Source organism: Flavobacterium sp. (genome assembly GCF_043722275.1).
GTDB lineage: Bacteria > Bacteroidota > Bacteroidia > Flavobacteriales > Flavobacteriaceae > Flavobacterium.
In genome coordinates this window covers 30,366-56,880 of record NZ_JAYSPC010000079.1, presented here as the reverse complement: position 1 = coordinate 56,880, position 26,515 = coordinate 30,366, and the positions used below count along the sequence as shown (strand labels likewise).

General features: G+C 33.9%; 19 protein-coding genes. 4 read left to right on the top strand and 15 right to left on the bottom strand.

Annotated elements, in window-relative coordinates; genetic code table 11:
* Positions 1–254: 254 nt before the first annotated feature.
* Positions 255–749: a metallophosphoesterase gene (locus ACHZDT_RS10690; protein WP_208684515.1), complete on the top strand. Its 495-nt coding sequence runs from the start codon at positions 255–257 to the stop codon at positions 747–749.
* 2 nt (positions 750–751) lie between these two features.
* On the opposite strand, the gene ACHZDT_RS10685 is transcribed toward ACHZDT_RS10690, so the two are convergent.
* The 3 genes from ACHZDT_RS10685 to ACHZDT_RS10675 all read right to left on the bottom strand — a co-directional run bounded on the left by ACHZDT_RS10685 (position 752) and on the right by ACHZDT_RS10675 (position 2,943).
* Positions 752–1,666: a sensor histidine kinase gene (locus ACHZDT_RS10685; protein WP_394774619.1), complete on the bottom strand. Its 915-nt coding sequence runs from the start codon at positions 1,664–1,666 to the stop codon at positions 752–754.
* A 36-nt stretch (positions 1,667–1,702) separates the two neighbouring features.
* Positions 1,703–2,362 (bottom strand): response regulator, encoded by a 660-nt coding sequence (locus ACHZDT_RS10680; protein WP_394774618.1) that lies wholly within the window; start codon positions 2,360–2,362, stop codon positions 1,703–1,705.
* A gap of 167 nt (positions 2,363–2,529) precedes the next feature.
* The gene (locus ACHZDT_RS10675; RefSeq protein ID WP_394774616.1) at positions 2,530–2,943 is read right to left on the bottom strand and encodes a DUF4293 domain-containing protein; all 414 of its coding nucleotides are present in this window, start codon (positions 2,941–2,943) and stop codon (positions 2,530–2,532) included.
* Positions 2,944–3,126: 183 nt separating this feature from the next.
* Here ACHZDT_RS10675 and rho point away from each other — a divergent pair, with 183 nt between their 5' ends.
* Positions 3,127–5,013, top strand: a complete 1,887-nt coding sequence (gene rho, locus ACHZDT_RS10670) for a transcription termination factor Rho (RefSeq protein ID WP_394774615.1) — start codon at positions 3,127–3,129, stop codon at positions 5,011–5,013.
* Between the two features lie 308 nt (positions 5,014–5,321).
* On the opposite strand, the gene ACHZDT_RS10665 is transcribed toward rho, so the two are convergent.
* From ACHZDT_RS10665 to ACHZDT_RS10645, 5 genes are all read right to left on the bottom strand, one after another.
* Complete coding sequence (locus tag ACHZDT_RS10665) at positions 5,322–6,344, bottom strand: M28 family peptidase (RefSeq protein ID WP_394774614.1); 1,023 nt, start codon at positions 6,342–6,344, stop codon at positions 5,322–5,324.
* A gap of 185 nt (positions 6,345–6,529) precedes the next feature.
* Positions 6,530–7,303 carry a dienelactone hydrolase family protein gene (locus ACHZDT_RS10660; RefSeq protein WP_394774613.1) on the bottom strand — a complete coding sequence of 258 codons (774 nt, stop codon included), beginning with the start codon at positions 7,301–7,303 and terminating at the stop codon, positions 6,530–6,532.
* A 98-nt stretch (positions 7,304–7,401) separates the two neighbouring features.
* Positions 7,402–9,600, bottom strand: a complete 2,199-nt coding sequence (locus tag ACHZDT_RS10655) for a penicillin acylase family protein (protein ID WP_394774612.1) — start codon at positions 9,598–9,600, stop codon at positions 7,402–7,404.
* 2 nt (positions 9,601–9,602) lie between these two features.
* The gene (locus ACHZDT_RS10650) at positions 9,603–10,466 is read right to left on the bottom strand and encodes a cyanophycinase (RefSeq protein WP_394774611.1); all 864 of its coding nucleotides are present in this window, start codon (positions 10,464–10,466) and stop codon (positions 9,603–9,605) included.
* A gap of 86 nt (positions 10,467–10,552) precedes the next feature.
* On the bottom strand, positions 10,553–11,005 hold the full coding sequence (locus tag ACHZDT_RS10645; protein ID WP_213298815.1) for an Lrp/AsnC family transcriptional regulator: 453 nt from the start codon (positions 11,003–11,005) through the stop codon (positions 10,553–10,555).
* Positions 11,006–12,061: 1,056 nt separating this feature from the next.
* Between ACHZDT_RS10645 and rocD the strand changes: the two genes are divergently transcribed.
* Both rocD and ACHZDT_RS10635 read left to right on the top strand, forming a co-directional pair.
* On the top strand, positions 12,062–13,315 hold the full coding sequence (rocD, locus tag ACHZDT_RS10640) for an ornithine--oxo-acid transaminase (protein WP_394774610.1): 1,254 nt from the start codon (positions 12,062–12,064) through the stop codon (positions 13,313–13,315).
* Between the two features lie 336 nt (positions 13,316–13,651).
* Positions 13,652–14,113, top strand: coding sequence for a DUF1810 domain-containing protein (locus ACHZDT_RS10635; protein ID WP_394774609.1), 462 nt, complete (start codon positions 13,652–13,654; stop codon positions 14,111–14,113).
* A 71-nt stretch (positions 14,114–14,184) separates the two neighbouring features.
* Here ACHZDT_RS10635 and ACHZDT_RS10630 read toward each other — a convergent pair whose 3' ends face one another.
* The 7 genes from ACHZDT_RS10630 to ACHZDT_RS10600 form a co-directional block, all read right to left on the bottom strand.
* The gene (locus ACHZDT_RS10630) at positions 14,185–15,579 is read right to left on the bottom strand and encodes a RagB/SusD family nutrient uptake outer membrane protein (RefSeq protein WP_394774608.1); all 1,395 of its coding nucleotides are present in this window, start codon (positions 15,577–15,579) and stop codon (positions 14,185–14,187) included.
* Positions 15,580–15,589: 10 nt separating this feature from the next.
* Positions 15,590–18,598: a SusC/RagA family TonB-linked outer membrane protein gene (locus tag ACHZDT_RS10625; RefSeq protein ID WP_394774607.1), complete on the bottom strand. Its 3,009-nt coding sequence runs from the start codon at positions 18,596–18,598 to the stop codon at positions 15,590–15,592.
* 377 nt (positions 18,599–18,975) lie between these two features.
* Positions 18,976–20,616, bottom strand: coding sequence for an arylsulfatase (locus ACHZDT_RS10620; RefSeq protein WP_394774606.1), 1,641 nt, complete (start codon positions 20,614–20,616; stop codon positions 18,976–18,978).
* A 433-nt stretch (positions 20,617–21,049) separates the two neighbouring features.
* On the bottom strand, positions 21,050–22,312 hold the full coding sequence (locus ACHZDT_RS10615) for a YeiH family protein (RefSeq protein WP_394774605.1): 1,263 nt from the start codon (positions 22,310–22,312) through the stop codon (positions 21,050–21,052).
* A 274-nt stretch (positions 22,313–22,586) separates the two neighbouring features.
* Positions 22,587–24,203, bottom strand: coding sequence for a sulfatase-like hydrolase/transferase (locus ACHZDT_RS10610; RefSeq protein WP_394774604.1), 1,617 nt, complete (start codon positions 24,201–24,203; stop codon positions 22,587–22,589).
* A gap of 199 nt (positions 24,204–24,402) precedes the next feature.
* Positions 24,403–25,116 carry a thioredoxin domain-containing protein gene (locus ACHZDT_RS10605; protein WP_394774603.1) on the bottom strand — a complete coding sequence of 238 codons (714 nt, stop codon included), beginning with the start codon at positions 25,114–25,116 and terminating at the stop codon, positions 24,403–24,405.
* A 60-nt stretch (positions 25,117–25,176) separates the two neighbouring features.
* Entirely contained in the window at positions 25,177–26,265 is a 1,089-nt protein-coding gene (locus tag ACHZDT_RS10600) for a sterol desaturase family protein (RefSeq protein ID WP_394774602.1), read from the bottom strand.
* Between the last annotated feature and the right edge of the window lie 250 nt (positions 26,266–26,515).

The window sequence follows — 26,515 nt, the reverse complement described above, 5'->3', positions numbered from 1 at the left end:
TGGAAATAATAAAGGAAATAGTGGTAATCTGCGATGGAGATCCCAGTAAATCACCACTATTTAATACAACTTAAAATATCTTCCGAACACTTATGTTTTAAAAACCTGTCAGGTCTAATAAACGTCAATTAAAAATTAAAAGAAAACCACACGAAAGACGCGCTGCTGTGCGCCTCTACAAAAAAAACCTTTGTACCTTTGACCCTGCAGAAAAAAACCAGCAACTTAGTAACTTAGAATCTCAGCACCTTAGAATGAAAAAAATCCTCCTCCTTTCTGATACTCACAGCCATATTGACGACACGATTTTAAAATATGTAAACCAGGCCGATGAAGTTTGGCATGCAGGAGATATTGGTGATTTGAATGTAACCGATACTATTAAAAAACTAAAACCTTTACGTTGCGTTTACGGAAATATCGATGATGCACAAGCACGATTAGAATTCCCATTGCATAATAGGTTTTTATGCGAAAATGTTTCTGTTTGGATTACTCACATTGGCGGTTATCCCGGAAAATATAATCCGGCAATTAGGGAAGAAATGGCTTTAAATCCGCCTAAATTATTTATTTGCGGACATTCGCATATCTTAAAAGTAATCTTTGATAAAAAGAATAATTTATTGCACATGAATCCTGGTGCAGCTGGAAAAAGCGGATTCCATCAGGTACGAACCATGTTGAGATTTGTAATTGATGATGATAAAATAAAAGATTTGGAAATTGTTGAAATCGGAAAGAAATAATTTTAATGAGGCAAAGGAATTTTGATTTTAATCGAAGTTCCTTTATTTGGGTTTGAATCAATCGCAAGATTTCCTTTGTATTTTTTGATTCTTGCCCTGATTCGGTTTAAACCAAAACCTTCCGATTCATCTATTTTTTCGGTTTTAAAACCCTGACCGTCGTCCTCAATAATAATGATAAGCTGATTCTCTTTTTCGTGTAATAAGATTTTAGCTTTTTTTGCGCCGCTGTGTTTTATAATATTGCTGAATAATTCTGAAACGATAAAATAAACTTTCATTTCGAATTTTTCGCCATATCTTTTATCAGTTGGAATTTTACTTGAAAATTCAAAATTTGTATTCGAATTAGAATTTCTTTCGCATAAATCTTCCAAGGCATAAATCAAACCAAAACGCACCAAAAGAGCAGGAACTAAGTCGTGCGACATGTCACGCAAAAGATCGTGCGCTTCTTGTAATATAGCTTTTGCTTTCTGGATTTCTTCAGATTTTACATTATTTTGTGCTGTAAAGGTATTTAAATGTAAACCTACAGATGATAATAGAGAGTTGATGTTATCATGTAAAAAAGAGGCGATTTTTTTGCGTTCAATTTCCTGAGTATCAATTCCGGCGTTGATGATATTAAGGAATATTTTTTGTTTAGTATCTTTTCTCTTAATTTTTTGTTTGAGCTTGGTATTCTCATAAAAGTAGTAAAATAAAAAGAACAATATTATAATGAGAACAATACATAAACTTACAATTTCCTTGTTTCTTAATTGTTCAAATTTCCGAATTTCCGAAGCATTCTTTTTCTGGAGTAAAGTATTAGATTGTTGCGTAGTTAAAGTTGGTTTTTGCTGACTAAATAGAGAGTTTCCGTTTATAGAAAATAAAAAAGCAAATAGTATAAAAACTCTAATTAAGCGCATAAATCAATGGTGATTATTTAATGTATTTTAATATTGCTAATGATTTATTAAGTCGTTTTTTAGCGCATATTTTACAAGTCCAATGGAGGTTGTGATATTTAATTTTTTCATGATGTTTTTTCGGTGCGTTTCAACCGTAGACATGCTAATAAAAAGTTTTTCGCTAATTTCTTTACCACTATATTCCAGCGAGATCATTTTAATAATTTCGATTTCACGAGTACTTAAAGGGTTTTTAACATACTTATTATCATTTAATTTAGGATTGTTATGCATAAAACTATTAAAGATTTTTTCTCTTATAGCATCGCAAAAATATTCCTGATCCTGATAAACAGCTTCAATGGCTTCTATGATGTTGTCGCCGGCACATTTTTTTGAGAGATAGCCTTTAGCGCCTAATTTCATTACCTCTTTTATGATTTTTAAATCATCATAACTCGATAATATAATTACTTTACAAGGAAATTGTTTTTCGGTAAAATCTTTTAATACATCGATTCCATCTTTTTTGGGCATACTAATATCTAAAACTAAAATATCAGCATTGTTTTTAACAACGTCATCATAAACAGTAGTACCGTCTAATGAGCTGCCTACAACTTCAAAGTTATCTACAGTTTGCAGTAAATTGGTAAGACCATCGATAAGTACTTGATGATCATCAGCAAGGTGTATCCTTATTTTTTGTGTCATGATTGTTGTGGAACTTAAAATGCAAATTTATGAAAAAAATATCTTACAAAGTTGGTTTTTAATCCCTGTTTTAGCTGTTACTGAATAATCATAAAAACATAAGGCACAAAAAAACCCGAATTATAAAATTCGGGTTCTCTTCGCACAAAAAATTTAAATTTATAGGTTTACCTCAAACGATCTACAGATTTTACGAGATCTTCATCCTTCTTGATGGCCTTATTAGCTAATACTAATAATACGATAGCAACAATTGGTAGAAACATCCCAATACCTTTCTCTGAAACAGCAAGTGTTTCTCCAGATAGATTTAGAGAACGATATACAAACAATCCTAATAAAATTAAATTTAATATTATATTCAGTCTGCCCATTACAAACTGATTTTGTCTTTTTTTGTATGAAATAATACTTATGATAGTTAACACAGTACTTAATCCTAATAAGATCGTGTAAAATTGATCTTGCATGAAATAAAATTCTTTCCCGTTATTTAACGTCCAAAGCGGAATAAAAAACAGTAGAACGCCTGTAATTAAAAAGGTAAGAATTAAATATATGGTCTGAATTCGTTGTATCATGGTGTAAAATTGTTTTACAAAAATATATTTTCTTTTTTTAAAATACTATTGTATGATTAAAATTTATTCGTATTATTGCATCATAATACCGTAAGCACTTCATACTGCGGTCAATTGAAAAAAAATATCTACCTATTCTTTTTACAGTATTTCCGTTAAAATAATTAAATTCATAGAACATTCATGTTTGATATTTCTGCATTAAAAGAAATGAAGCTTTCTGAGCTTCAAGAAATAGCTAAGTTAGCTAAAACTATAAAGTTTAATGGTGTTAAAAAAGAGGCCTTAATCAGCCAGATCTTAGCGCATCAGGAAACAACTGTAGCACCATCACCTAGTGCTGTAACTGAAACAGAAAATGTTGATGATAAGCCTAAAAGAGCAAGAATTGTTCCTGTGAAAAAAGCGGCTATCAGTAAAAATGCTCCAGTATTAGAATTTGATTCAATAGAAGAAGAAACTCCAGAAAAAATAGAAACTCCGGTAGCTGTAAAACAAACTCCGGCAGCAAAAATAACTCCTAAAGCTAAAACTCCGGTAATTAAAGCAGCTGCAGAAACAAAGGAAGTTGCAGAAAATGCAGAAACTGAAACTACAGAAGTTGAGGAAAATTCAGAAGCTCCGGAAGTAGAGAAAAAAGGACCAAAAATCGTAAAATTTAATAAATCAGCTTACGAGAAAAAAGTCGCTTTGCAAAAAGAGAAAGAAGCTGTAAAAGAACCAGTTCAGGAAGGTGATGCTGTAGCAGAAACTTCAACGGCTGAAAAAACAGAAGCACCGGTTTTAATAAAAAAGGTAAATCCGAACCAGAATAAAAATCCCAACCAGAATCCCAACCAAAACGTAAATCCAAATCAGAATCCAAACGGAAACACAAATGGAAATGTAAGTAACGGGAATCAAAATCCAAATCATAAAAATAAAAAGAGTAATTTCAGAGATTCAGATTTTGAATTTGACGGAATTATTGAAAGTGAAGGTGTCCTTGAAATGATGCCGGATGGTTACGGTTTTTTACGTTCATCAGATTATAATTATTTAGCCTCTCCGGATGATATTTATTTATCAACTTCACAAATCAGATTATTCGGTCTTAAAACCGGAGATACTGTAAAAGGAGTGGTTCGTCCTCCTAAAGAAGGCGAGAAGTTTTTCCCGTTAGTTCGTGTATTAAAAATTAATGGTCACGATCCTCAGGTTGTTCGCGACAGAGTTTCTTTTGAGCACCTGACACCAGTTTTTCCTTCAGAAAAATTCAAATTAGCCGAAAAAGGAAGTTCCGTTTCAACACGTATTATCGATTTATTTTCTCCAATAGGGAAAGGACAACGTGGTATGATTGTCGCTCAGCCTAAAACGGGTAAAACAATGTTATTAAAAGACATTGCAAACGCAATCGCAGCAAATCACCCTGAAGTTTATCTTATCGTTCTTTTGATCGATGAGCGTCCTGAAGAGGTTACAGATATGCAACGTAGTGTTCGTGGAGAAGTTATCGCTTCTACTTTCGACAGAGAACCACAAGAACACGTGAAAATTGCTAATATCGTGCTTGAAAAAGCAAAACGTTTAGTAGAATGTGGTCATGATGTTGTAATCCTTTTAGATTCAATTACACGTTTAGCAAGAGCTTATAATACAGTTCAGCCTGCATCAGGAAAAGTTTTAAGTGGTGGTGTTGATGCAAATGCATTACAAAAACCAAAACGTTTCTTTGGAGCAGCAAGAAATGTAGAAAACGGTGGTTCATTAAGTATCATCGCAACTGCATTGACAGAAACAGGTTCTAAAATGGATGAGGTTATCTTTGAAGAATTTAAAGGTACAGGAAACATGGAGTTACAATTGGATCGTAAAATCGCAAACAAACGTATTTTCCCTGCAATTGATCTTACTTCGTCAAGTACACGTCGTGATGATTTATTATTAGACGAAAAAACGTTACAAAGAATGTGGATTATGCGTAAATATCTATCAGATATGAATCCTGTAGAATCTATGGATTTTGTAAACGAACGTTTCAAGAAAACAAGAAATAACGAAGAGTTTCTGATCTCTATGAATGATTAAAAAGAGGTACAGAGGTTCAAAGTTGCTGAGGTTCTAAGGTTTTCTTTGGAATCTGTAATATATAAAAAAAGGGATGAGTTTTAAAAACTTATCCCTTTTTTTCTTGTTTAAACTTTATGGTTATTCTGCTTTTAATTTTGTTTTTTTTAAACGAGAACTTTAACGGTTTTTAAGAAGATGCACTGCTGTGCGTCTCTATGTGCATCTTTCCCGCAGAAAAAACTTAGTCCCGAGGCTTCGGGATAGCAACTCATAATCTAGTTCTTTAAAAAAAACTTAGAATCTTAGCAACTCAGAACCTTAGTCACTTACTTAATCGGTTTATCAACTACCGGTCTATTTTCTCTATTTGCTAAATCCCAGGCAATAGAAAATGCTAATTGAGCTCTTTTAGTCAAAGCATCGTATTCAATTTTTTCACGTTCGTCGCCTTTTTGGTGGTAATCTTCGTGAACTCCGTTGAAGAAGAAAACTGCAGGAATTCCGAATTTTGCAAAATTGTAATGATCAGAACGCTCATAAAAATGATTTGGATCTTTAGGATCATTAAATTTAAAATCTAAATCAATTTTAGTATATTTTTCATTTTGTGCGACAACAATATTGTGTAAATCTGTTGATAATCTGTCCGCACCAATTACATACACATAGTTGTTCGTTTGCGCATGTTCAACATCACGACGACCAATCATATCAATATTAATATCGGCAATAGTATTTGCGATAGGAAATAACGGATTTTCAGAATAATAACGTGATCCGTGTAAACCATGTTCCTCGCCCGTTACATGCAGGAAAAGGATAGAACGCTTTGGTCCGTGTCCGTCTTTTTTAGCTTTTGCAAATGCCTTTGCCATTTCTATAACCGCTACAGTTCCGGAACCATCATCATCAGCTCCGTTATAAACTTCCCCTTTTTTAATTCCTACGTGATCGTAATGAGCAGAAATCACTAAAACTTCATCAGGTTTTTCAGAACCTTCAATATACGCCCAGATATTCTCAGAATCCGGTAAATTCTCGTTACGTTTTGCATTCAGGAAAGCAGCAGGAATATGTTGGTAATAATCTGTTGCGCCTTTAGGAAACGAAACGCCACTTTTTTTGTATTGGTCGATCATATAAACACCAGCTTTCTTTTGACCTTTAGATCCGGTTTCGCGACCTTCCATTTCGTCAGAAGCAACAACGTATAACATTGTTTTTAAATCTTTTTCAGAAATTAATTTTATGTATTTGCTTGGGTCCGAATTGTCTTTTGATGCAACTGACTGTGTGTTTTTGCATGAAAAAGCAGTACCGATTATTAATAGAATTAAAATTTTTTTCATTGTGTAATATAAGTTGGTAAATATGTAGAAATATAATTAGTAAAATAGAATTAAGTGTTTTTTTTGCCACAGATTAAAAGGATTAAAAAAAAATTAAAATCTGTGTCAATCCGTTTCATCCGTTAAATCTGTGGGCAATATTTTTTTTGCCACGAATTCCACGAAGTAGCCGAATCTGTGGGCTATTATTTTTTCAAAACCTCATTCAGGAAAAGTTGTAAATGCTCAAATGATCTTTTTGCCGCAACTGCATTATATGCCGCGCCTTTTGAGTTGTCATTTCCAGCTTCAGGATTTGTGAAAGAATGCACTGAATTTGCATAATAAATCATTTGCCAATCAGCTTTAGAATCGCGCATTTCTTGTTGAAAAGCAGTAATTTCTTCCTTAGATTCAAACGGATCATCTGCACCATGACAAACTAAAACTTTAGCGGTAATAGGTTCAACAGGACGAGCAGCATCTTTGCCTAAACCACCATGAAATGAAGCAACGCCTTTTACATTCAAGTGTCCGCGGGCAGCTTCAAGAACCCCGGTTCCTCCAAAACAATATCCAATAGCCACAATATTATCAGCATTTGCTCCGGATTTTACTAATTCCTGTAAAGCTGCGTTAATACGTTTTTGATATATTTCGTGATTTTTTTTGTAATATCCGGCTTGTTTTCCGGCTTCGGTAGTATTGGTTGGGTAATTTCCTTCGCCATAAATATCGGCGATGAAAACATTATAACCTAGTTTCGATAAATTTTCGGCAATATCTTTTGAGGCTTTGTCAATTCCAAGCCAAGCCGGTAAAAGTAAAATACCAGGATTTTGACTGCTTTTTTTAGCCGATTTTACAAATAAACCGTTTAGTGCCTGAGCACCATCAGTATATTTTACAGTTTTTAATTGTGCACTTATAGTGTTAGAAAACAATATAGTAGCAAATAGAAGTAGAGCCGAATTTTTCATAGTAATACAATTTTAAACAAATATCAGAAATATTATGTTAGAAAAAAACCTCGAAAGACATTTCTTCCCAGGCTTTTAAGTTATTTAGGAGCTGAAAATTATTCACCGGGATGATATGTTTTTTCAGCATTTTTAATTACATCTTCTTTATAAAATAAAACATCTTTAAATTCTCCTTTTTGGTACATTTCTGCCTGATCTGTAAAGTGTTTTGAAGTTGAATTGCCACTGTTTCCTCCAGCCAATAATGATTTGGCTTTTATTTTTGAACCAAATTCTACCGCACAAACAAAACTATTGCCATTATAACCGTAACGCTTTTTTGAACCGTTTTGATAATTGCTTTTAAAAGAAGGCAAACTTCCCCAAGAACCCGGACCAAAAGCAATAGGTAAACTAGGTTGAGAATCGTCGTATTTCAAATCGATATCGCCACTGGAACGCTGGAAACGATTAATTTCTCCCCAAGCCACTTTCCATGTTCCCCATTTTGAATTTAAATCTTTTACAACTTCTTGTAATTGAGGGATTAGTTGTTTTACGGTAGCGTTTTTAGCAAATTTTTTGGTGTTTTCAACCTGATCTAATTCTCCTTCATCAATATAGGCTTTTAAGATAATTGGATCTAATTTATAGGCCCATTCAACTGCTAATGTGGTTGCCACCGAATTTTCTTTGGCATAATAATCCCAGTTTTTCAAAATAGAAATTGGTTGAATTAATTCAGCATATTCAGGATCTGAAGGTTTAATATTTTTTTCGAAAACAGAAATTAAACTCGGAATCAAAATTTCAAAAATCGATAGTTTAGTATCATAACCGTCTGCAATTACTTTGTCTAAAGTATATTTTTCGCCTTTACTAAAAATTCGAACAGCATTTATTGCTCTAAAATTTTCACCGTCCGGCGCCATATAAGGCAAATAGTTTTCTCTTTTCGGACTGTTTTTTCCAGCAACAGAATATGGTGTTGAATTACAGTTTTGCAACCAGCCATTTACCGGATTATAAATATGAACGGTTTCATTAACTTCATGCAAACCCTTCCATTGTGTTGATGAAATTGATCCGTCAATAACTTTTGACCAATTCAAAGTTTTATCTCTTACTGGAATAAAATTTCCGTGCCAATAAGCAATATTTCCTTTACTGTCTGCATAAACCGTATTATTAGAGGTATTTGCTTTTAAATCCATCGCTTTTTTATAATCTTCAAAACTCTTCGATTTTGTTCTGACCCAACTCTGAATCAAACTTGTCATAGAACGATTATTCGATTTTAAACTAATCCATTTTCCATCACGTTTTGCCATAATCGGACCGTTATTGGTAAAATAGGTTTTGAATTTTTTCGGAATTAACTTCCCGTTTTCAGTATAATTTATAGTGATTTCTTTTTCGATAACAGGCAAAAGCTTTTTATCGAATTCATAAAATAATTTTCCGTTTTTGGCAGTAATTTTTTCTGCGTACATATCCGCAACATCAACGTTTGATGAAGTATGCATCCAGCCGCAATTTTCATTAAAACCCTGATAAATAAAAAATTGTCCCCAGGTTACGGCTCCATAAACATTCAAACCTTCGTCACTTGTTATTTGAACTTCGGGTCTGAAATAAAAAGTTGTATGAGGATTAATGTATAAAATAGCCTTTCCATCAGCTGTTTTTGAAGGTGAAAAAGCGAATCCATTTGATCCTGTCTGAACATTTTTTTCTCTTTCTACATAAGCGACTTTATCATTATTGCCGGAATAAAAAGCTTTTAATTCTCCGGTCGAAAGATCAGCAGTGCTTATGGCGCCAATACTTCCGTCTGTCCATAGCAACGGAAACCACGGTTCAAAATGCGTTAAAAGAACCGGCTTTATTTCCGGATGTTTATATAAATAAAAGTTGATCGCATCGGCATAACTGTTTAAAAGTTTTTTAAGCCAAATAGGCGCTTTTTTATAATCTGATTTTGCTTCTTCGGTATCAATTAAAAGACGAATTTCTAAATCATTATATAAAACCGATTGTCCTTTTATTTCTGAAAGCCGACCAAGCTTTTCGATATAATTCATTTCAATTCGTTTAAAATCATCTTCACATTGCGCATATAATAATCCGAAAACAGCATCGGCATCAGTTTTTCCATAAACATGAGGAATTCCCCATTTATCCCGAATTATTGAAACTTGCTGCGCTAATTTCTCTAAACGATTGACTTCTTTTGTATTTATTTTTTGTGCAGAAATCTGAAAATTGATGCAACAAACAAAAAGCATTAATTTTAATATTTTGTAATCGAACATGTTTATTTGATATTAAATTTTTGTCCAGCGGTATAAATACTCATTTGGAGATTTTCGATTGAAATCAGATTATTCTTTTTTGCTTTGAGAATTCCTTTTGGGTTTTTAACGACAATTATCTCACTTTCTCCGGCAACTTCAATTTGATTGTTTCGTACGATAATCGCAGTACTTTCATCGATTCCAATTCCGGTTAAAGCAGGAAATTCAACTAAAGCCGAAAGCAAACGATTGTAACGGTTTCTCTTTAAAAAATGCTGGTCGATTATAGCGGTTTTTAAAAGCCCTAAACCTTCAGATGTTTCCAGATTATTGTACCGGATATTATCAAAAGTTCCAGAATATTCTTTTTGTAATTTCTGATTTCCGGTTATCATTTTCTCAGACATTACGGCTGCTCCGGCGCTTGTTCCGGAAATAGTGCTTCCGTTTTCGTATGCTTTTTGAATCGCTGTTTTTACGGGAGTATTTTGAACTACATTCATAAACCGAACCTGATCGCCGCCAGTTATAAAAATAAGTTTTGCTTTTTGTACAGAATCTGCTAAAGTTTTATTTTGAGCTGTTTCACGATTAAAATTAAGCATCACAATTGGGTTTGATGTTAATTTTACCATCTGAGTTTTAAAAAATATAAACGAACTATCCGGTTGTTCGCTTGACATTGGCAAAACCACGATATAATCTTTTTTAGATAATTCGGCAACGCTTAAAACCTGTTTCATTAATTCATCAGATCGATCGCCGCCACCAATAATAAATAATTTTCCTTTTGGGGTTTGGCCTTGTACAAAGCAGCTAATCAACAGAAATAAAACGATTGTAGTTTTAGCAAAAGAGAATCTGAGAATGAGATACTTTTTCATGTTTTTATATTTAAATGAAAGATGATTGCGTAGAAAATAAAGAAACACATAAAATCTATGTTTCTATGTGTTTCATTAATATTATGCTATAAAGTAATATTTCGCTTAAAAGCACAACCCAATTCAATAATCGAATCGGTTTTTGCGATGCCCGGAATACTGTCGATTTTTTCATAAAGAATTCGTCGCATATGTTCGTGATTTGTTGCAATAATTTTAATGTATAATGTGAACGAACCCGTTACAAAATAACATTCGGTGATTTCAGGAATATCTTTTAAAGCCTCGATAATTCGGTCAGAATCAGAATCCTTATTTAAGGTGATTCCCGTAAACGAAGCCCAGTCATAACCAATTTTCTTTTCCTGAATAATAGGTTTAATTCCACTAATAACACCTTGATCAATCATTCGATTAATACGCTGATGCACCATAGTGTTTGAAATTTTTAAATTAGCAGCAATTGCAGAAAACGCCATTCTGCCATCTTTTTCTAATTCTTTAATGATGCTAATATCAAATTCGTCTAATATTTCCATTCTTAATAATTGTGTGATGATTTAATATTTTATATATGTAGTCCCTAAGGTATATGTCATAAGTTAAGCTTTTAGAAAATAAAATCAATCTCGCAAAGGCGTTAAGACACAAAGTTTAAACACAATATTGTCATTTCGACGGAGGAGAAATCACATAACTTAGTCGACAAAGATTGGCAAATTTAGGCGCGGAGTTTCTAGTGTGATTTCTCCTTCGTCGAAATGACAAACTCCTGCGATTTTGCGAGAGATTTATTCGGCATAACATTATTTAATTTTTTCTTAACTTACTGACATTGTCCTGAGGGGAATTTTTAGGTTCACGATTGTTTTTTTTTCTACCAACATTTAATTCCTAACGGAATATTTTCGGCAAATTTATTTATTCGTTTAAATTGTGTTGTAATTTAATGTTTTTTCTTGGTGAAAATGCGTAGTTCCTACGGAACATTTTACAGGGTCGTTAATTTTATTTCTACCTATATTAATTCCTAACGGAATTTTTTTTTATTGATGCTTTCAAAATTTAACCTATAATATTTTCAATATTTTTACTTCTATAAATATCTCGTATATATTAGATGTTTGTAAAAAAAAATGAGATTCCCCGACATGATTTTGTCTCGTAGGGCAATGTCATTAAGTTAAGTTTTTGACTAGCCTCCAGCTTCAGCTGGAGGTGTTTAAGTGCACAATAAGGTGGCTTTAGCCAAATCCCACATTTTTGGCTAAAGCCATTTAGATTGATTTTATATAAACTCCAGCTAAAGCTGGAGGCAATTCAAAACTATACTTTGCTTGAAAAATATAGTTTTAAAAAATTTTAACTTAATGTCTACACCAATTCAATCAACCGAAAAATATTGTACGATTTATAAAAGTAATTATTTTTAAATAAAACCAATAAATCTATATTTTGTTAAAGTTGAATTTATTATTTTTAATTGATTATGGGGTGTTTTTGACTTCAAAAAATCACTTTAAAAGTCAAAAATATATAATTTAGTCATATATATAATAATTTTTGATACTTTTGCACTTTAAAATATACAGATCATGATTCATACTGAAAAATCCCTTTCGTCAAAATCAGAAGTTTTGATTGAAAAAGAAAATAAATACGGAGCTCATAATTATCATCCACTTCCTGTTGTGTTAGAAAGAGGAGAAGGTGTATATGTTTGGGATGTAGACGGAAAAAAATATTATGATTTTTTATCGGCTTATTCTGCTGTAAATCAAGGACATTGTCACCCGAAAATTGTGAAAGCAATGATTGATCAGTCGCAAAAACTGACATTGACTTCACGCGCTTTTTATAATGACAAATTAGGTGATTATGAAGAGTTTGTGACGAAGTATTTTGGTTTTGATAAAGTTTTACCAATGAATACCGGAGCTGAAGCTGTTGAAACTGCGCTTAAAGTATGTAGAAAATGGGCTTATGAAGTAAAAGGTATTCCTGAAAATCAGGCGCAGGTTATTGTTTGCGAGAATAATTTTCACGGAAGAACGACTACAATTATTTCATTTTCTAATGATGAAAGTGCCCGTAAAAATTTCGGACCTTTTACAGAAGGATTTATAAAAATAGAATATGATAATCTGGAAGCTCTTGAAAAAACTTTAGAATCATCAAAAAATATAGCCGGATTTTTGGTGGAACCAATTCAGGGCGAAGCAGGAGTTTATGTGCCGTCTGAAGGATATTTGGCGAAAGCAAAAGCATTGTGTGAGAAGCATAATGTTTTATTTATTGCTGATGAAGTTCAAACCGGAATTGCCCGTACAGGAAAATTATTAGCGGTTCATCATGAAAATGTTCAGCCTGATATTTTAATTTTAGGAAAAGCAATTTCTGGCGGAGTTTATCCGGTTTCGGCTGTTTTGTGTAACGACGAAATTATGAATGTGATTAAACCAGGTCAGCACGGATCAACTTTTGGAGGAAATCCTGTTGCTGCTGCTGTTGCAATTGCAGCGCTTGAAGTAATTAAAGAGGAGAATCTTGCTGAAAATGCAGAACGTCTTGGAATAATTTTAAGAAAAGGCTTAAACGAAATTGCAGAAAGAAATAACCTAATCACACTTGTTCGCGGAAAAGGATTACTGAATGCGATTGTAATTAATTGTGGTGAAGATTCAGATCTTGCATGGGAAATTTGCCTGAAATTTAGAGATAACGGATTATTGGCAAAACCAACTCACGGTAATAAAATCAGACTTGCACCGCCATTAGTAATGACAGAAGCTCAAATTCACGAGTGTCTTGAAATTATCGAAAAATCATTAAACGATTTCAGAGATTAGATATACGTTTTAAATATTTAAACTAAAAAAGCTGTTCAGGGATGATCAGCTTTTTTGTTAAGTATCAGTTTTCAGTCTCAGTTTTCCACTCAAGCTTAATCACAGTTAAGAAACTGAAAACTGAGACTGAAAACTGAAAACTATTTCCCCTAGTACATGAATTATATAACAAAGGGAAATAATTCTATAATTTTTTTGTTAAGATGCGAAGTAGTTTTGAATGTCTTTAAAAACGAAATAAAAGCGATTTGAAAAAATTGATCTCTTTAATTTTCAAATGAAGACAAACACAACAAACACAGTTTTATTAATTTTTATAAATACAACTCTATAATAATGGCTTACTCAAATAATGATATAACACGTTTTTTAGATGCGCAGAATAAACTTTATCTGACTGCTATTGCCGAAATTAAAAAAGGAAAAAAAGAAACACACTGGATGTGGTTTATTTTTCCGCAAATAAAAGGATTGGGAACAAGTAATATTTCAAAATATTATGCAATTGCTGATCTTAATGAAGCTAAAGAATATCTTAATCATCCTATTTTAGCCAAACATTTGATTGAGATTTCGCAACTTTTACTGACTTTTAAAAGAAAATCAGCCGAAGGTATTTTAGGAGATTTAGGAGCCCGTAAATTATGTTCGTCAATGACGCTGTTTTCTCAGGTTGAGGGAGCTCATCCTGTATTTCAGGAAGTTTTGGACACTTTTTTCTTAGGATATTCAGATCAACTTACTTTGTCTGTGATTGATTCACAAGTAATGTCGCCAGCTGTTGAAGCATTATCATAAATTTCAATTTCTAAAGAAAAAAAGCCATTCCGTTAAGATCGGAATGGCTTTTTGTTTTTTAAGTGTTTTTACTATTTACTATATCCTGGATTCTGTGTGATTTTTTTGTTTGCATCAGTTTCACTCAACGGAATAGGGAATACGAGATTGTTTGCATCATAAAGAAGCAAATCAGATTCGTCTCCATCTTCGCTAATATCAATTGAACGTTTTGTTCTTTTAATGTCATGAATTAAAAATCCTTCCATTCCCAGTTCTAATTCGCGTTCCAGTAAAATATCATCAATTGTAACATCTGCTAAATTATCTGCTTTAGCTCTTGTTCTGATAATATTGATATCGTCAAGCGGAGTATTTCCAATAGCAGTTCCTTCTCTAAAATTAGCTTCAGCTCTAATTAAATACATTTCGGCTAAACGAATAAGTCCCACATTAGCAAATTGATTTGTGAATTTAGACGTCAATATTCTGCCGTTTGCATCATTTTCATAGTTGAAATTTGCTCTGTCATCCGGATCGCTAAATTTTTCTAAATAATGATCTCTGATAGAAAAATCTCCACCACGACCACCATTATTTTCAGATTCATAAAAAGTATTAGCATCATTTACTCCGGTTTGTTTCGTGATTTGTATCGAAAATATATCTTCGATTTGGTCTGTATCATGGTTAAAAGCGCCTGCATAAGTTGGCGATAATGCGTGCCCGCTATTTTCGATAACATCATTTGCAGCGTCTCTGGCTTCGGCATAATTACCTTGTTGCAAATAAACTCTGGCTAATAATGCTTTTGCGGCATATTTATCAGCATAAAAACTATTTTCTTCCGGCAAATTAGTGTAAGCCAGATTTAAACCATCAATTATTACCTTATAAACTTCATCAACGGTGCTTCTTTCTTTTGAAAGATCTACATTAAAATTATAAATAGCATTAGGTCTTATCACAACTCCTAGTTGCGTATTTGGCTGACCGCTAACATATGGTTTTGCAAAAAAACGAACCAGATCAAAATAAGCAAGCGATCTTAAAAAACTGGCTTCACCAATCATCGTCGCTTGTTTCGTCGGATCTTTTACTTTATCAACGTTTTCAATTACAGTATTTGCAGCATTAATAATCTCGTAACATCTTGCATAAGTACCTTCAATAATCACATTGTCAGATTGCATATTCTTGATGTACATTTGTCTCAATTCTCCATAAGTTCCTCTCCATCTAAAATCGGTAGTATTCAGTGAACCGCTGACGCCTAATAAATCGGCGTAGACCAAAATTCTTCCGCCATAAGCATTTCCATTTGCTGCCAGGGCATACGTTCCGGTAAGTATATTGGTTATTCCGCCTTCTGTACCTAATGTCACCGAAGCATCTTCTGTTTGTTTAGGATCAATGTCTAATTCATTTTCGCAACTTGCAAAAAGCACGGCGAAAAATAGATATAAAATTATTTTATTTGCTTTCATCTTGTTCGTTTTAAAAATTAATATTTACTCCCATCGCAATTGTTCTCGCTGGCGGAGCCGAGTAAAAATCTTCTCCCGCTCGTGGGCTGGTTCTGCTGGTGTCATCTCTTCTTGCTTCCGGATCAGTACCTTCATAATTGGTAAAAGTAAGTAAGTTAACAGCCGTTATATAAACTCTTAAACTGCTCATTCCCATGTCGCTTACTGTTTGTTTAGGCAAAGAATATCCTAATGTTATATTTCTTAAACGAACAAAATCTGATTTATCTAAATAACGAGTAGAATTTTGCGTTCCGTTTGAACCGCCAAATCTTGCCTGAGGAACATTTGTAATATCACCCGGTTTTTGCCAGCGATTTAACTGATCAGCCGTTTGATTGTCAAAATAATCTGCTGCGGTTGATTGGTATAATCCTGCCGCATTATAAATACTGGCGCCCCATTCTCCCTGAAATGTAAAGGTAAAATCGATTCCTTTATAGATAATTGTATTGGTTAAACCGGACATTAAAGTAGGGAAAGGATTTCCGGTAATTACCCTTTTTGCCTCGCTATAATCATTTGTTGTGGTTTTGTCAAGAGTTCCGTCAGCATTTACAGTGTTTTTTACAAAAAGTGCATCTCCGTTTTCTGAGTCAACTCCGGCATATTGAACTAAATAAAAAGAAGAAATATTTTGTCCAACTCTATTAATTGTAAAATCAGAAATAATATCTGTGTTATCATTTGGAAGAGACTTTACTTTTGATTCGTTCGTAGTTAAATTGAAACTTGTATTCCATTTAAAATCTTCTGTTTCAATGTTTTTAGTATTTAAAGTAAATTCGAAACCACTGCTTCTAATTTGGCCAATATTTTTACTGATTGTTCCGCCAGTTCCAGCTCCTGCACTTTTAGGAAGCGGAACATCAAAAAGCAATCCGTCGGTATCTTTTTGATAATAATCAACTTCAAGAGTTATTTTATTTAAGAAACCAACTTCAAAACCAAAATCAGTCTGAGTTGATTTTTCCCATGTAAGATCGTCGTTTCCTGGTTGATAAAATGTTAATCCTGATTTTAAGTTATACGGATTTGTCTGGTACAATTGGCGGGAAGCAAAATTTCCAATTTCGGCATTTCCTAATTTACCCCAGCTTCCTTTTAATTTTAAATAAGATAAAACAGCATTGTCTTTCAGGAAATTTTCCTGAGAAATTACCCAACCTGCAGAAAAAGCAGGGAAAACTCCAAATCTGTTATTTTTTCCAAAGCGAGAAGATCCGTCACGACGAATACTCGCTTTAAAAAGATATTTGCCATCATAACTATAATTTAATCTCCCAAATTGAGAAACAAAAGCATAATCAGTCTGACTTCCGTGACCTTCATTTACTTCGGCTCCGCCATCAACCGTCTGGAAATTATCGTTAGGAAAATAAATACTGTTAACATCCTGATATCTTCTATTATATTTATTGAATTCCATACCTGCAACGGCGTTTATAGTATGTTTTTCGGCAAATGTTTTATCGAAGGTAAAATAGTTACTAAAAACATAATTTTCAGTATTTACATTAGTTGCAAACACAGCTCCGTCAGTTGCCATAAACGGTGCATTTTTTCCTTGCCAGTAATCTTCTGTCTGGCTTAAAAGGTCGTATGAAAAATCAGAATTGAATTTTAAAGAGTTTAAAATTTTAAGCTCGCCAAATACTTTTCCGGTAATTCTTCTCATAATTGTTTTCCAGAAACTATTGTCTTTTGCTAAAAGATAATTCGCATATTCTGTATTTGGGTTTGCAGTTCCGTCTTCTAATCTTGCTTGCGAAATTGGCGCTTGCGCAACAGCTTGTAACGGCGTTGTAAAGGCATTATCATCCTGAACCCTGTCAATTGCTGATCTTGAGAAACCAATATTCATTCCGGCTGTAAAACGCTCTGATACTTTGTGTGACAAGTTGCTTCTGGCGGTTAACCTTTCTAAACTATTGCTGTCCACAATTCCGATTGTTTTATTGTAAGATCCTGAGAAAAAGTATTTCGTTTTATCATCACCACCAGAAACCGAAAAATCAGCATCTGTAGTGTAACCTGTTTTTATAGCTTCTTTTTGCCAGTCTGTATTTACTGCACCATTTCTCCAGTCTGTTCCCTGCGATAAAAACTCTAATTCGTCTTCTACAGATTCCAAGTCGTCAACATTTGTTCCGGCCTCCTGCAACAATGCAACATATTGTTTAGCGTTCAGCCATTTTTTATTATGAGTAGCTTCGCTGACACCTTGGGATAAGTTGATGGAGAAAGTGCCTTTTCCGTCTTTTCCTTTTTTAGTCGTGATAATTACAACTCCGTTTGCACCACGTGCACCATAAATAGCCGCAGAAGAGGCATCTTTCAAAACATCTATAGATTCAATTTCGCTTGTACTCAATGTTAATAACGGATTGGTTGGAGCTCCGTTACCTGATTCATTATCATTGATTAACGGGATTCCGTCTAATACATATAACGGCTGTGATCCTGCACTAATACTGGCAGCACCACGAACTCTAATATTTATTCCTCCCTCAACTTTACCGTTTGTTTGCGTAATTTGTACACCGGCTAATTTACCAACTAAGGCATTTTGCAGGTTCGATACCGGAATTTGCTGAATATCTTTTGCAGTTACCCGTGCAATATTATCTGTTGAGTTTTTCTTAATTTGTGTTCCGTAACCTACTACCAAAACAGCTTCAAGTTCATTTTGGGTTTCAAACAATTGAATTGTCATTGCGTTTGAAGCCGGAACCTGAAGAGTTGCGAAGCTTACATAACTCACAATAAAAATATCTCCCTTATTAGCTTTGATTTTAAAATTCCCGTCAAAGTCAGTTTGAGTACTCACTTTTGTTCCCTTTATCACAATATTTACTCCGGGAATAGGAACCCCTTTTGCATCTGTAACTTTACCAGAAATAGATCCTTCTTGTGCATGGGCTATTTGCACTATTAATACCAATAGAAGCCACAAAAAATGCTTTAAATTAATTTTCATTTTTTAAAAAGTTTTGGATTAGTTATCTCAAATATCTTAAAAAAATGTTAAAGAAACGACTGTTTTTAACATTAATTCTCACACTAGAAGACGCTTTTGTAATATTTGTAACATTTGAACTAAATAATAGGTCGATTTTTAAAAATGAATATTCTTTATTATCTATAATGTAATTACTTTTTAAGATTGAGATGTTTTAAGTTGGGGGTTTAACAATTATAAAGGTTTACCTGACATTGTCTGATTTTAAATGTCATAAATTTTTTGTTTGAAGAAATAAAAGCGACTGTTTCAAAAACAATCGCTTTTGGTTATAATTACTTAAAATATCAAAAAAAGCAATTATATTTTCAGGAAAATCTTGTATAGATATATCTCTACTTTTTTAAAGCAGCTCCTCCAGGCATTGTTTCAGGTTTTAATTTGAATTTACTATATTCTACAACTCCGGTTTGATCTGCCCAATCAAAATAAGAAGCCGAAAGTTTATTGACAATTCCCGGGTTTTGCTGTGCGACATTTGTTGTTTCTCCACGATCAGTTTCAATATTATAAAGTTCCCATTCATAAGAAGGATAAATCGAAACCAATTTCCATTTTCCATCTCTTACGGCTCTGTTTCCGGCTCTTTCCCAAAATAAAGGTGCACCTCTGTTGACCTCAGAAACATTATCGAATAAAACCGGTAATAAACTTTTCCCCGCTAACGGATTTGATTTTACTCCGTTATATTCCTTCGGATATTCAATTCCTGCCAATTCATAAAAAGTAGGAGCAAGGTCAATAATATGTCCCGTTCCTTTATCGATTCTGCCTGCTTTTATTTTTGACGGAAACCAGGCAATAAACGGAGAACTAAAACCACCTTCATGCATATTATTTTTATATTGCTGTAGCGGAGTATTCGATAAATATGCCCAGTTTTGTTCCTGATAATCAAATGATCCCGAAGTTCCAACAGGTCCGTCATTTCGAACCAAACCACGCCCTAACGGATTATAAGTATTAAAACCACCTTGCGCGCCATTATCTGAAATAAAAATAATCAGCGTGTTTTTATCCTTCTTTAAAGTTTTTAATTTCTCCAGAACTTTCCCCACATTCTGATCCATATTATCGACCATTGCGGCATAAACTTCCATTTTTGCTTTCCAGAATAGTTTTTCGTCATAAGATAATTTGCTCCATTCCGGAACTTCAGGATCTCTTGCAGAAACAGTTTGATTTGCTGGTAAAATTCCGTTTGCTTTTAATTTCTCAATTCTTTTTTCACGTAAAATATCCCAGCCTTCGTCAAATTTCCCTCTGTATTTTGCAATATCAACCGGTTTTGCCTGCAACGGCCAATGCGGAGCCGTAAAAGCTAAATACAAAAAGAACGGTTTATTTTCTTTATTTTGTTCGTCCAGGAAAGTCACGGCATTATTCCCAATTTCATCTGTAAAATAATACGAATCATCTTTTGGATGCAGTTCTTCGTTATTCCGAATCAATTTTACGGGATAAGGCGTTTTCCCGAAAGGCAAAGGTTTTGTGTCAAAATAGTTTGAAGCGCCTTTTAAGATTCCGTAAAATTTATCAAAACCCCTCTGATTCGGCCATTGCGACTGATCTTCAGAACCTACGTGCCATTTTCCGGAAAGCAAAGTACTGTAACCGCCGGAACGGAAAACCTCGCCCAATGTCAAAGATTCCTTGTTTAAATATCCTTGATACGCCGGCAATCCTAAATTGACATCAAAAAATCCCATTCCGGCTTTGTGCTGATATTGTCCCGTTAACAAAGATCCACGAGTTGGTGCGCAAATAGAATTATTATAAAATTCGCGTAAACGTAAACCTTCACTGGCTAATTTATCGAGATTAGGCGTTTTAATTTCAGAACCATAATTCCCTAAATCAGAATATCCCATATCATCTACCATTATTAAAATGATATTGGGTTTTGTTTGGTTTTGGGAATGAATTGAAAAGCTAAAAGCTAATAAAAGGTTGATTGTAATAAGTGTTTTTTTCATTATAATTGATATTTTTATTTTTCGAAAATTATTGGGTTTAACTTTGACAAAGATTTATACTCAAAGTTGGTATGCGCATTTTTGTCATCCTGAGGAACGAAGGATCTCCGCATAGAATAGCGACAATCGTTGTCGAGTTTCTAGTGTGATTTCTCTCTTCGATCGAAATGACAAATCTTTGTCGAGCTATTTGTGTGTCCTTCGACTTCGCTCAGGATGACAGTCTTTGTCAAATAAAAATCTGCTCAATCTGCAAAATCTGCGAGAAATAAACCAAATCCCTTCAAAAAGATTTGTTTTTATCATAGAAATCAGGATGACAATGGTTAATTTTTGTTGTTAGCTATGTGTTTTATTTTGAGTGAAACGACTTTTTTACACATAACTAAAAGCTGTGTTTCTATGTGTTTAAACATTATACGCTTGTGTTAAATTATTTACTAAACAGCAAAAAAGCAATAATCAATGTCACAATCACATTGAATAATTGGGCAATTAAAAAAGCATACAATGGTTTCCGACTATTATTACTCAGTAAATCTTTAAAGTTGATTTCCAGACCAATACTTGTAAAAGCAAGCGCAAACCAAATACCTTGTAAATTCTTCGAACTGTCTTTCACATTATCTCTAACTTCGGGCGAAAGCACAAAAGAAAATAATAATGAAGCCGCAATAAAGCCAATTACAAATTTTGGAAAACGTTCCCAGATAATACTCAATGTTGGTTTTGATTCAACAGCTTCCGCCGAATTATTATGCGTGTACGTCCAATAAACTGAGATTGCAAAAGCGGCGATTCCGAGTAATACATTTTGAGAGAATTTTACAATTGTACTAATTTTCAAAGCGGTTTCGCCAACCAAAGAACCCGAAGCCACAACCGCGCCAGATGTATCGATACTTCCGCCAAGCCATGCGCCCGTAACTTCTTCGGGAAAATTGAAATATTTAGCAATCATTGGCATGAAAATCATCATGGGAATTGCGGTTACCAAAACAATCGAAATCACATAAGATAACTTTTTAGAATCTCCTTTGATCGCTCCCGAAGTGGCAATTGCAGCAGAAACGCCACAAATAGAAACCGCGCTGGAAATCATCATCGTTAATTCGTCATCGACTTTTAGTTTTTTACACAGCCAAAATGCAAAATACCAAACCGATAATACGACAACCAAAGCCTGAATTAATCCTAAAGAACCTGCTTTTAAAATGTCTGCAAAAATGACGCTGGTTCCCAATAAAACCAATCCAATTTTTACAAATACTTCTGTTGAAAGCGCTGATCGAAACCAGTCCGGAAGCTGGAAGAAATTCCCAATCGCTAAACCAATTATCAAACTGAAAATTACAGCTTCGAGATTTAGTCCTTTTACTTGAGTATTTCCTGAAATAATTAAAGCAATAACGGTTAAGAGATATACTATCGGGAAACCCAATAAAAAATATTTCACCGATTTCCCAATTAAAAAAGCGCCTAATGTTCCAATCGAAATGAGGTATAAAAATTGTAATGCAAGGGTTTTCAAATTTCCGAAATCGAATACATCATAAAGTAATTCGGTTCCGTTTGACCATTTAAAAACCGTAACTTCGGGCAGAAAAATAAAAAGAGAAATTCCGATGATTATAAAACCGAGAATTACAACGGTCCAGTCTTCGTGAATGGTGAATTTATTTTTTGAGGATGACATTTTAAATTTTATTATTTTGTTATCCTAACAGGTTTTAAAAACCTGTTAGGTATTTATAAAGTTTCATTTTGAATTGCCTCCAGCTTTAGCTGGAGATATTGTAAATATGAATTACTATTGGCTTTAGCCAAAATTGTCATTTGGCTAAAGCCACAACTAGGATTAAATTTTTTTAATCTCCAGCTAAAGCTGGAGGCAATTCATTTTTGTAAATATTATTCTGAATTAAACCCGACAGGTTTTTAAAACCGGTCGGGTTTGTATAATGTTATAGTTACAAATCCACAAAGTATTTTTGTTTACCAAATTCAAATTCATAATGCGTTAAATTTGGCCATAAAGGTTTAATTAATCCTTTTTCCCAGTTTTGTAATGCGATATGTAATTCTTTTACTTTTGCCGGATTTTTTTGAGCAAGATCTGTAGTTTCAGATTTATCTGTTGCTAAATTATAAAGCCATTCTTCATGCGTTTTTCCGCTGATAATCAATTTCCAATCGCCGCTTCTAATCGCTTTTGCATCGCCGGAACGCCAGTATAAAGTTTTGTGCGCTTCTTTATTTTGATTGACTGTGCTAACCAAATCGACACCGTCATAAACCCTGTCTTTTGGCAAATCAGAATGAATCGCAGCAGCGATTGTACTAAATATATCCAATGTACTTACGGGAGTTTTATAGATTGTGTGCGGTTTGATTTTTCCTTTCCATGACAATGCAAACGGAACATTTACGCCGCCTTCAAAATGAGAAAATTTCCCTGCTTTTAATGGTGCATTTGTAGTTGCAAAAGTATAATCGGCACCACCATTGTCGCTCGCAAAAAATATTAAAGTATTATCTTCAAGACCTTCTTTTTTGACTTTTGCCCTGATTCTTCCCACGGCATCGTCTAACGCGCTAATCATGGCAAAATAAACACGCTTGTTTTCGTCTTTTACATTCGGGAAACGATCATAATATTTTTTGCGAACCTGAAAAGGCGTGTGTGGTGCATTAAACGGAACGTACAATAGGAACGGTTTGGTTTTATTTCTATCGATAAAAGCTTCTGCTTCATCAGCAAATGTTTCGGTTAAATAGGCTTTATTGTGTATGATAGTTGTATCACGGCGAATTTGTCCAATCCCGACGCGTCCATTTCCCCAAATCATTTTATCGGTAAAATCTTTGTGATGATGATTGATGATATCCGGATTATCGTCTTCCGGAGTGTAAAGCGAAAATGCCTGATAAAATCCGTAATGATAATCGAAACCACGATCTAAAGGAAAAAATCCTTTGTTGTGACCCAAATGCCATTTGCCAATAATTCCGGTGCTGTAACCTTCTCTTTTTGCAAGATCTGCAAACGTAATTTCAGATTGTGGCAAACCTTGTGTGGCGATAGAAGCTTCATTAGGATAATTGATTTTCGGGTTCAGTCGCCAGCCATTTGTATTGATTAAATATTTGAAACCATAATATTCCAAATTGTTTTTTGGATACCGGTCTCCGGGTTGAAATTCATGTCCGAAACGTTCCTGATAACGACCAGTTAATATTCCCGCGCGCGAAGGCGAACATATCGAAGCCGAAACATAACCGTCCTGAAATGTCACGCCAGAAGCCGCAAGAGAATCTATTTGTGGCGTTGGCGTCGATTTTCCTCCGTATAACGAAATATCATATTTCCCTAAATCATCGGCAAGAAGAATAATGATATTTGGTTTTTTGAAAGAGCTGTCTGTGGCAACTTTTGCTTTTAAAAAGGCTGTTTTTCCTTCCAGTAATTTTTTATTGGGTTGTATTAAAGTTCCATCGGTATTGATGGGCCAGAAAAGGGAAAGGGCTATTATAAAAACAACAATAACAATTGGGAGAATGATTTTTTTTATTTTGGATAACGCCATAATTTTTAGTTTTTTGATGCTTTAATAAGGGAGCAATTTTTTGAACACATAGAAACATAGCTTTGCCAAAGTTGTATGCGCATTTTTGTCATCCCTAGGAACGAGGGATCTCCACAAGAAACTCCGCAGTCAAAATCTCCAATCTTTGTCGAGCTACTAACGGAGATCCCTCGTTCCTAGGGATGACAAATAAAGGTGATTATTTCAAAGCCAAAACCACATCAACATCATTTTTCAAATCGCTTAAACCGTCTTTTTTGAAAACAATTTTCCCTTTTTGATATAAAATTAAAGTCGGGAAAACTTTGACTATTTTAAGATCGGCGATTACTTGCGGACTTTCTTCTAATTCGATTTGAACAATTTTTAGTTTTTCGCCATATTGCGTTCTAAGATCTTCTAAAATTGGTTTAACGGTTTTGCAGGTCGCGCAATATTTGGAACCAATGTCAACCAAAACATATTCATTGTCAGCAATGATTTTTTTGTATTCCGGAATTGTTAATTTACTTTTCAGATTAGTGTAAAAAGGTTTTCCGCCGCCAATCCACGCTGCGATTCCGCCTTCAAGAATATAAACTTCAGAAAATCCTTTTTTAAGTAAATCATTTGCTAATAAACCACTTCTATAAGCGGCAATAGAATAAATGAAAACCGGTTGTGAAGTATTTAAAACCGAAACTGCTTTTTCATAATTCTCTGATTTCAGATTAAAATTTACTGCGCCTTCAATATGATTTAAGGCAAATTCATCCGGACCTCTGGCATCAATTATCTGTAGATTTTTTTGGCTTTTAATTTTCGAATAAAAAGCGTCCAGTAAAACATTTGCACTTTTTTCCTGTGAAAAACCTAAAATGGTAAAAAGCAGGAGGAATGTTGTAATACTGTTTTTAAGTATTTTATTTTGCATATTTATGTTTTTATAAAACAACAGTGTATTCAAGTTCTATTTTGAATACACTGCGTTAAGTTATTTTCTTTGCAATTTAAGATGTTGCGCCTGTTCGTAATAAACCGGACTTGGCGATAGATTTTCTGCTTTTTGCTTTAAAGGAACTGCTAAAACACCTTCGGCAAGAGCGCTTCCTTCTTTTTTAGATTTGAATATTGGCCATAAAAATTGCGCGTACCATTCTTCTTGTTTGTATGATTTCATTCCGTATGATTTTGGAAATTTACGTGTGATTAAACCCGTTCCAAAAATCATATCCCAGATAAAAAACATGTTACCGAAATTGCCTTTAAAATGTCCAACTCCGTCACCGCTAGTATCTGCATGATGTGCGTGATGCGTTGCAGGAGTAGAAATTAATCTTTCTAAAACCCACGCAAAAGGATGTAAAACTTTGTATTTGTAAAATGGTTTGTCCCATGCAATACTTGAATGTGCTCCCAATGTGATGATACTTTTAATAACCAAAACAAACAAAGCAGGTAAACCTAAACCTAAAAATGTTAATGTTGCAGTTAAGTATATTTGAGAAAAGAAAACGGTATAAATAAAGTTTTGTCTTGAAGCCATCGCCATTCCCATATATGGAGCCGAGTGATGTGTTCTGTGAAAACGCCATAAAAACGGAACCTGATGGTGCAAACGGTGGTACCAATATTGTGTTAAATCATCGGCAATTGCAATTAGAAAAAATCCTCCCCAAAACGGAACCCATGAAAGTGAATTTGCCAAATGAGGAATTAAATAAGGTAATGCCGTTAAACTGAAAAAAGCGATTACAGGCGGTAAAAGCAATTTTGGAGCTAAGAAACAAACAATATCTATTTTGCGTTCTTCGCCAGTCCATTCGTCATCGTATAAACCTGCAGCAAATTCAATCGCTCCTAAAACGAGCATAAAAACAATTAATCCCCAAGTGCGGATGTGTTGAAATGCAGGTTGTGCAAATTCTAAAAATGATGGTAATGTAATATGGGATTCCGTTATTAAACCATTTGTAAGTTTGAAATAAAGAAAAATTGCCACTACCGGAAGTGAATATATTAATAAGCTAATGCTTAAATCTCGTGTTAGTTTACTTTTTGAATTGTGATCTATTGCTGCCATGATTTTTATTTTAAAAAATTACTAATTAATGCTAAACCTCCCGCCAAAATAGCCAGCGGAACTAAAAAAACGATCGCTCCCACGACAATTTTCTTTCCTATAATTTCATAGTCTTCTCTTTTCATGATTTCTAATTTTTATATTTTTATAACTGTATTGAAAATCAGTTCGTTTTGGAAAATGTAAAAATAAATAAAATAAACTTCTAATTCTATGGATTTAGTAGAGTTTTATTTAATTAATTCCTCAT